This window comes from bacterium, from assembly GCA_009926305.1.
GTDB lineage: Bacteria > Bdellovibrionota_C > UBA2361 > UBA2361 > RFPC01 > RFPC01.
Genome location: RFPC01000097.1, coordinates 1 through 8130 on the forward strand (window position 1 = coordinate 1; position 8130 = coordinate 8130).

General features: G+C 47.3%; 6 protein-coding genes. All 6 read left to right on the forward strand.

Going from position 1 to position 8130, the window contains the following annotated elements; translation table 11 throughout:
- Window positions 1-1130 (forward strand): hypothetical protein (locus EBR25_11645; GenBank protein NBW41636.1); only part of this gene is annotated, 1130 nt, incomplete at its 5' end.
- A gap of 54 nt (window positions 1131-1184) precedes the next feature.
- Window positions 1185-2108 (forward strand): malate dehydrogenase, encoded by a 924-nt coding sequence (gene mdh, locus EBR25_11650; protein NBW41637.1) that lies wholly within the window; start codon window positions 1185-1187, stop codon window positions 2106-2108.
- Window positions 2109-2291: 183 nt separating this feature from the next.
- Window positions 2292-2993 (forward strand): succinate dehydrogenase, encoded by a 702-nt coding sequence (locus EBR25_11655; GenBank protein NBW41638.1) that lies wholly within the window; start codon window positions 2292-2294, stop codon window positions 2991-2993.
- A gap of 87 nt (window positions 2994-3080) precedes the next feature.
- Window positions 3081-5009 carry a fumarate reductase/succinate dehydrogenase flavoprotein subunit gene (locus EBR25_11660; protein ID NBW41639.1) on the forward strand — a complete coding sequence of 643 codons (1929 nt, stop codon included), beginning with the start codon at window positions 3081-3083 and terminating at the stop codon, window positions 5007-5009.
- A 21-nt stretch (window positions 5010-5030) separates the two neighbouring features.
- The gene (locus EBR25_11665; protein ID NBW41640.1) at window positions 5031-5807 is read left to right on the forward strand and encodes a succinate dehydrogenase/fumarate reductase iron-sulfur subunit; all 777 of its coding nucleotides are present in this window, start codon (window positions 5031-5033) and stop codon (window positions 5805-5807) included.
- Window positions 5808-5913: 106 nt separating this feature from the next.
- A complete protein-coding gene (locus tag EBR25_11670) occupies window positions 5914-6918 on the forward strand; it encodes a class I SAM-dependent rRNA methyltransferase (GenBank protein ID NBW41641.1) in 1005 nt (334 codons plus the stop codon).
- The last annotated feature ends 1212 nt before the right edge of the window (window positions 6919-8130 follow it).

Below are 8130 nucleotides of genomic sequence, written 5' to 3' on the forward strand. Positions count from 1 at the left end.
AAGAGGGTGGGGGCTCGGAAGTGACAGCGGATAACACGCCAAACAGATTGAGGAGAGTCCTTCGGGCACTGATAACAACCTTTTTGGTTGCGGGAATATTTGTTTTTTCTGGTTGCACGCGGATTGAGAGCCGAAAAGTTGGGGTGCGGTTCTGGAAGCTTCCAACATATCTTGGAGGTGGACTTTCTGATCGGATGTTTCGTGCTGGAGAGCTGGCAATAGATTATCCAGTAGTGAGCGAGTTGTATTCTATCGATGTTGGTCTTCGTGACCTCGAATTTAGTGTAGGGAATCAGGCGGCGCTGAAAACAAGAGCATTAGATGGAAATGAGCTTATTCTTGAGGTAACAGTGACCTTCCAGCTAAGTCAGGAAAAAGAAAAGCTTATTAGACTGATTCAAGAAATCGGCAAAACCCCAGAAGAGATTGAATCCATCGTTCGGTCTATTGCTCGCGCCGATATTCGAACCTACATGAACGAGTTGCGGACCTCTGAATTTATAGACAGCACGTCAAGTTATGGAGCACTCGAACAGGTGCGTAAGAAGCTGCAAGAGCGCCTAGGCCCGTACGGATTTGATTTTAAGCAGTTGAAGCTTGATCGGTACAGATTTGATGATGAATACGAGAACCTGTTAAAGAAGATTCAACAGCTAGAAGAGGATGTGAAAAGAGAGCGAGAACGACGTCTTGTTATTGAGCGGGAGATAGAACGAGACAAAGAGCGAGCTATTGGAATTAAGAATGCAGTCCTACGGGAGGCGGCTGGATATCGTGAGCGGAGAATTCAAGACGGTGAGAACTACCTGAAAGAGAAGTCGAATCAAGCGCAGGCGCTTCGAGCTGCGGCGGATGCAGAGGCTACGGCACTGAAGAAACAGATAGAAGCTTTTGCAGGACCAGGAGGAAGCGCTCTCGTTCGCCTAGAGTTAGCAAAGAGGTTGCTCGAGAATAATCCGCGATTTGTTGTCTTAGGTGGTTCGGACGGTGATGATGATATCAACGTTAAACGTCTTGATGCGAATCAACTCTTAGAGCAGGCGAAAATCTTTGAGGCATTAAGAGATGAGACACCAAAACCCAAGGCCGAGGAATCACAGAGCGCGGTAGAAAAAGTGACAATCGAATAGTGGTAAAGTTTGTAAAGTAAGAACGTATCAATTTGGTAATAGGAGAGTAAAACCATGAGCAGACGGAAGATAGCATTAATAGGAGCTGGTCAAATTGGGGGAACCCTTGCCCTTCTTGCGGGAATGCGGAAGTTAGGAGATGTAGTGCTGTATGATATCGTTGAAGGCATGCCTCAAGGGAAGGCGTTGGATCTGTCGCACCTCGCACCCGTGTTTGGGCTCGATTTTTCGATTACAGGAACAAACAATCTCGAGGATATTGCAGGTGCTGATATTTGTATTGTTACCTCTGGCGTTCCCCGTAAGCCCGGAATGAGTAGAGATGACCTTGTAAAAGTAAATGCCGATATTGTTCGTTCTGTAGCCGCTGGCATACGAGAACATGCGCCAGAGAGCCTCGTGATTGTTATCACCAATCCGCTTGATGCCATGGTCTATCTCATGCAACGAGAAACGGGAATTGATCCCCGAAGAGTTGTAGGAATGGCAGGAGTGTTAGACACGGCCCGTCATGAAGCCTTCTTGGCATCAGAGCTGGACGTTTCTGTGAACTCGGTTGCTGCCTTTGTTCTCGGGGGACATGGAGATACGATGGTTCCAGTTCGGTCTTATACGACGGTCCGAGGTATTCCAATCACTTCTTACATTGAAGATGCGAGACTTACAGAGATTGAGAATCGAACTCGTAAGGCTGGCGGTGAGGTGGTCTCACTCTTAAAGACTGGCTCAGCGTTCTATTCGCCAGCAGCTTCAGCGATACAGATGGTAGAAGCCTATATATACGATGAAAAGAGACTTCTCGCGGCATGTGCGCAGTGTAACGGAGAGTTTGGAGTGGATGGTATGTACGTTGGAGTGCCAGTAATCATGGGCAGGAATGGCGTGGAAAAAATTGTGGAGATTACGCTCAACGATGAGGAAAAAGGACAGTTCGAGAAAAGTGTTGAGGCCGTAAGGGGTGTCGTCGATATCCTCTAAGGAAAACGGGACTCCGGTTCTCACGTCCTGTTGAAGTATATTATCTAAGTATCTGTTTATATTGCGTTTAATGATGCTCTTGGGGCTTTCATTGCACGACGTATTCAGGCCCCTTTGGGGGTTTAGAGATTTTTCTACTCGTGCAAGGATAGATGCGTTTTTATCGACTGTAGTGATTGGATTATGATGAAGCTTTTGAAATTTTACGACTCAACGGTTGGCAAGAAGGTAGTGGTGGCCCTCAGTGGGGTGGTCCTGCTCGGTTTTGTCATTGGTCATGTTACGGGCAACCTGAAAGCATTTCTCGGATATGGCGAGGGAGGGCAGCACAAGTTAGACCACTATGCTGAGTTTTTACGGACTATTGGGGAAGATATCTTCGGCTACTCTGGTTTCTTGTGGCTGGTAAGAGGATTCTTGTTGGTCTGTATTCTTTTACATGTTGCGACAATAATTCAGTTACGAGCTCGGAATTCTAAAGCGAATCCAGACCGATACCAGAAGAGCAATTATCGAGCATCATCAGTGGCCTCCCGGAGCATGTTCTGGGGCGGGTTGCTCCTGTTCTTCTTTATTATCTTTCACATCCTACATTTTACTACGGGCACATTGCATGATTCTTTCGTGCATGGGGCCGTATACGCCAATATTTACTCAGCATTTCAGAGTACAATCATAACGCTTTTTTATGCCGTATCGATGGGCGCACTTGGATTGCACCTCTATCATGGTGGATGGTCCCTGTTTCAGACGTTGGGGGTCGATAACCCTGATACGAATTCAGCTATCCGCTTGGGGGTAAGAGCCCTGGCAGTTTTTGTCGTGATTGGCTTTGTCAGTGTGCCAGTGGCGATTTACTTGGGATTTCTTCCTCCGCCGCAATAGGACTCAATTGGGGCTGGGGAAAGTCAGTTCTGGTGGAACGAGGTTGCACTTGAATAGGAAACGAAAAGCATTAGGACAAAGGAAACTATGCAAATACGTGAAGAATCGCTGAAGTCAGGGGCTCCGAGTGGCTCACTAGCCGAGAAGTGGGATAATCACCGCTTCTCAATCAAACTCGTAAATCCTGCGAATAAGCGGAAGTATTCAGTTATTGTTGTTGGAACAGGTCTTGCCGGCGCATCAGCAGCAGCAACGTTTGGAGAGCTCGGGTACAAGGTAAAGGCTTTTTGTTATCAGGATTCGCCGAGGAGAGCGCATAGTATCGCAGCGCAGGGCGGTATCAACGCAGCCAAGAACTACCAAAACGATGGAGACAGCGTTTACAGGCTTTTTTATGACACGATTAAGGGTGGGGATTACCGCTCGCGTGAAGCGAATGTGTATCGACTGGCGCAGATTAGCCGAAACATAATTGATCAGTGCGTTGCTCAGGGGGTTCCATTCGCCCGTGAGTATGGCGGATTGCTCGCGAACCGGTCGTTCGGTGGAGCGCAAGTAAGTCGCACATTCTATGCCCGCGGACAAACAGGCCAGCAACTTCTGCTCGGGGCGTATCAGGCACTCTCAAAGGAGATTGCCAGTGGGCAAGTGGAGATGCATCCCTTAACCGAGTTGCACGATATCGTTCTGGTGGATGGCCACGCAAAGGGGATTATCGCTCGCAATCTTTTAACGGGAGAGCTTGAGAAGCATAGTGCGGATGCTGTAGTTCTTGCTACTGGCGGCTATTCAAATGTTTATTTCCTATCAACCAATGCGATGGGGTGTAATGTTACTGCAACATGGAGAGCGCATAAGCGGGGAGCTTTCTTTGCGAACCCGTGTTATACGCAAATTCACCCCACGTGCATACCGGTCTCGGGAGACCATCAGTCAAAACTTACCCTGATGAGTGAATCTCTCCGCAACGACGGTCGTATTTGGGTGCCGAAAGAAAAGGGAGATAGCCGTCCTCCGTCAGAGATTCCTGAAGCTGATCGCCACTACTACTTAGAGGAGCGTTACCCGAGCTTTGGTAATCTTGTCCCGAGAGATGTCGCCTCTAGAAATGCAAAGGAGCGTTGTGATAACGGGTTTGGAGTTGGGCCAGGGGGACTTGGTGTTTATCTGGATTTTGCGGCTTCCATACAAAGAATGGGTGAACAGGCAGTCAGAGAGCGTTATGGAAACCTCTTTGAGATGTATCAACGTATAACGGATGAGAACCCATACAAAGTGCCGATGCGGATATTTCCAGCCCCTCATTACACCATGGGGGGGCTTTGGGTTGATTATAACCTTATGACGAATATTCCTGGGTTGTATGCGATTGGAGAAGCCAATTTCTCAGACCATGGATCAAATCGACTGGGTGCGAGTGCGCTCATGCAAGGCTTAGCAGATGGTTATTTTGTTATACCGTACACAATAGGGAACTACTTGGCGCAACAAGAGCCGGGAGCGGTGAACACTGAACATCACCGCTTCGATGAAGTGCAGCAAGAAGCTCAAGATCGAGTGTCGTCTATCATGGCGCTGAAAGGAAAAACTTCAGTGGATACGTTCCACAAAAGACTCGGGAGAATCATGTGGGACGAGTGTGGGATGTCTCGCACGAAAGAAGGTCTGGAGGGCGCGATCGCATCGATTAGCGAGCTGCGAGAGGAATTCTGGCATGATGCAGCAGTTCCTGGAGATGCACATGGGGTGAATCAAGTTTTAGAGAGGGCCGGTCGAGTGGCTGACTTCCTTGAATTTGGCGAACTCATGTGTCGCGATGCTCTGGATCGGAATGAATCTTGTGGTGGTCACTTTCGGGAGGAGTATCAGACTCCAGAGGGAGAGGCTCTGAGAAATGATGAAGATTATTCTTATGTCGCTGCATGGGAATTTGGGGGTGTCGGAACAGCTCCCGTACTTCATAAAGAACAACTTGAGTTTGAAAATGTAAAGCTTACTCAGAGAAGTTATAAGTAATATTTATTCGGTGAGGATCGCATGCACGTAATACTTAAGATCTGGAGGCAAAGCTCCGCGCAAGCAAAGGGAAAGTTTTGCTCGTATGATCTCGATGATGTTAGTCCGGATATGTCGTTTCTAGAAATGCTGGATGTGCTGAATGGTAGGCTTGAATCCAATGGCGAAGAGCCTGTTGTGTTCGAGAGTGATTGTCGAGAGGGGATTTGTGGCACGTGTTCGCTTGTAATCAACGGCCGCCCTCATGGACCAGCAAGCCGTACAACGGCCTGTCAACTTCATATGAGAAGTTTCAAGGACGGTGACACTATTTACATCGAGCCATGGCGCGCAACTGCCTTTCCTGTGGTTAAGGATCTCATGGTAGACCGGACAGCATTTGACCGTATTATTCAAGCTGGTGGTTTTATTTCAATCAGAACGGGAGCTGCACAGGATGCGAACGCTACTCCGATCTCCAAAGTTGATGCCGACAGGGCTATGGATGCTGCTGAGTGTATTGGCTGTGGCGCATGTGTGGCAGCTTGTCCGAACGGTTCTGCAATGCTGTTTACCGCCGCAAAAGTATCCCATCTCGCTGCGCTCCCACAAGGAAACGTTGAGCGCTACGCCCGGGTGCAGAAAATGGTAAAGCAGATGGACGATGAAATATTCGGCTCTTGTACCAACTTTGGAGAGTGTCAGGAGGCCTGTCCTAAGGGGATTAGCATCAAGTTTATTGGGCAGCTGAATAGGGACTACTTGAAGGCATCGCTTGGGAAGGTAGATGACGTAAGAGGGAGTGTTTCACCTCAGTAAGACACGCCCGCCATCTGCTCCGATACTCTGTTGGCTTCAACCAAGGGTGATAGGGCAGCCATTGGGTCTTCGCTTGTGATTTTGTGCCTGTGACGGCTTATTTGTGATGGTGAATTCTCAATCGCAGCTCCTTGATAAGCTTAGAAAAGCGGTATTTCATCGGCAATCACTTTTACAGCAGGGGGAGCCCTTCCGGCTATTTCATAGAGAGTTTGACGGGCAGGCAGGGCTTTGGATTGATTGCTTTGGTCAGGCATTGATAGTTCACGTAGAGGAACAGTTCGATTTTTTGCATTCGCAACTTCGTGCAATCAAAGGAGAGATACGTGAATTGACAGGCGTTGAGCATATCTATGTGCGGATTCACCGGCGCCGAAGACAAGAGGTAAAAGCTGACGAGGTGTTTTTGCTGACAGAGGCAGCTGGTCCGAATGAAGAGTTTATCATAAATGAAAAGGGGCTCAGGTATGTTATTCGTCCTCGTTCTCAAGTGAATGGAGGTTTCTTTATCGATGCTAGAGATCTACGACAGTTGGTCAGACTTCACGCAATGAATGCGCGAGTATTAAATACCTTCGCCTTTACTGGTTCAATTGGTCTATCAGCCGCTATTGGAGGGGCTCTCGAGGTTACTCAAGTGGATATTAGTCGTGGAATTCTGCGATGGGCGAGGGAGAATCAGAAGTTAAATGATGGGCTCTGTTTGAGGTCACAGATGAAATTTATTGAGGAGGATAGCCGAACGTTTTTAGCGAGGGAAGATCGGAGAATCCAGAAAGGAAAGATACCGTATGATATCGTTGTTCTCGATCCCCCAACTTTCGGAAGCAGTGGCAAGAAACCTTTCCGCTTAGTATCTGAGTACCAGGATTTATTAAGTAGTGGGCTACGGGTCTTAGGTGAAGGTGGACACTTATTTTTTACGTGTAACTGTACGCGTATTGCGGTGGATGATTTAAAACGGGCTGCGCAGGAGGCTGCTATGAGACTGAATTGGCAGATCGACATCTTCAATCCAATTTATCCCCCTCGGATAGACTTTGGGTCTTTTCAGAAGGGTCACCCGAGCCTTAGAGGTATTCACCTTGCTGTATCCAAGAACAAGACTTGAAACGTTCAATTGAGGATAGTGATTACCCCCTCACTAATTGAGTCAGTGTAAAAACTTCGTATTATCTCTTTTATAGTGAAGGAGAGGATACGATGAAGAAATGTCATCAAGCAGAAGAAATCAGTAGGATAATCAGGGAGCTTGAGCAAGGGAGCCAGCGTCTGAACAAGATCGTAGCTTCATTAGGCTTTTAGGTAAATATCTCTGGAGAGAAAGCCACAAGATCATAACGGAGCACACGCAAGGACATTTGCTCCTCTTCAGTTAAGATGCCCTGAAGATAGCATTCTTTGATATCTCCATTCGGTCATTCTGGTTGGCCCATCGGCAATATAACATTAGAAAGCTCTTGCTAGGCTGAACGTCGAAACATTGGTGGACGCTCAACGATCACAAGAGTAGCCTCAGAAGATTCAAGATCAAGTTGGTAAAAATACGGTATATGAGTTTTATCATGATCATCTGTGCGATAACACGGAGATGATTGACAAAATGGCACTCCGATAGCGATCGAGATAAGCTGCTAATCCAATTCTGCTGAATTTATTAAATAGCCACGGGCAGTAGCCTTTAGTTGCACCTCTGCAACTGGATTCTCATAATCTTGCATTCCGTGGCTAACAATTGGGATGCGATGTACATCAATGGATAAAAAGGAAATCGAATGAACATTTCAAGCGACTTCAGGAAATGCTAACCCGACGCTGGGATGGATGATGGGACTTGAATCCACGAGCTTACCCATACCAAAAGAAGATTATCGGCACCGATTTAGAATGCTGCCGAAACTGAACCCTTAGCCGTTCATCATTGCCAAAGGTAGCAAAAACCACTAACTCTGATGTCCGAAAAATTCGGAAAAATAGCTCACCTACACACCCTTCGCTCACACTTTCCACCTAATCCGCCGTTAGCCAAAAAGATTAGTGCTTAGTTTGATTTTGCTCCGAAGTGGAGGTTGCCATTTCAAAGTTTTCGTTCTTAGGCACGGTTTTAATTTTCTCCTCTGGAGGCAAAAGCATGTCTTCGGTTTGTTGTAAGGTATTTTCTAATGTGCAAGGGATATAAAGCGAGACCTCTTCTCTTATTAACGATCTCTGTTTTCATCCTCATCCTTACTGCGGGAGAAGTCAGTGCTCAGAGAGAAGAAGCCAGGGCTGAGAGAGAAGAAGCCAGTGCTGAGAGAGAAGAGGCTCCCTCCGGTTGTGGATA

What these genes read in the sequence shown, in the direction of transcription:
- mdh (NBW41637.1), top strand. Translation starts at nt 1,185, where the DNA reads ATGAGCAGACGGAAGATAGCATTAATAGGAGCTGGTCAAATTGGGGGA.
- EBR25_11655 (NBW41638.1), top strand. Translation starts at nt 2,292, where the DNA reads ATGATGAAGCTTTTGAAATTTTACGACTCAACGGTTGGCAAGAAGGTA.
- EBR25_11660 (NBW41639.1), top strand. Translation starts at nt 3,081, where the DNA reads ATGCAAATACGTGAAGAATCGCTGAAGTCAGGGGCTCCGAGTGGCTCA.
- EBR25_11665 (NBW41640.1), top strand. Translation starts at nt 5,031, where the DNA reads ATGCACGTAATACTTAAGATCTGGAGGCAAAGCTCCGCGCAAGCAAAG.
- EBR25_11670 (NBW41641.1), top strand. Translation starts at nt 5,914, where the DNA reads ATGGTGAATTCTCAATCGCAGCTCCTTGATAAGCTTAGAAAAGCGGTA.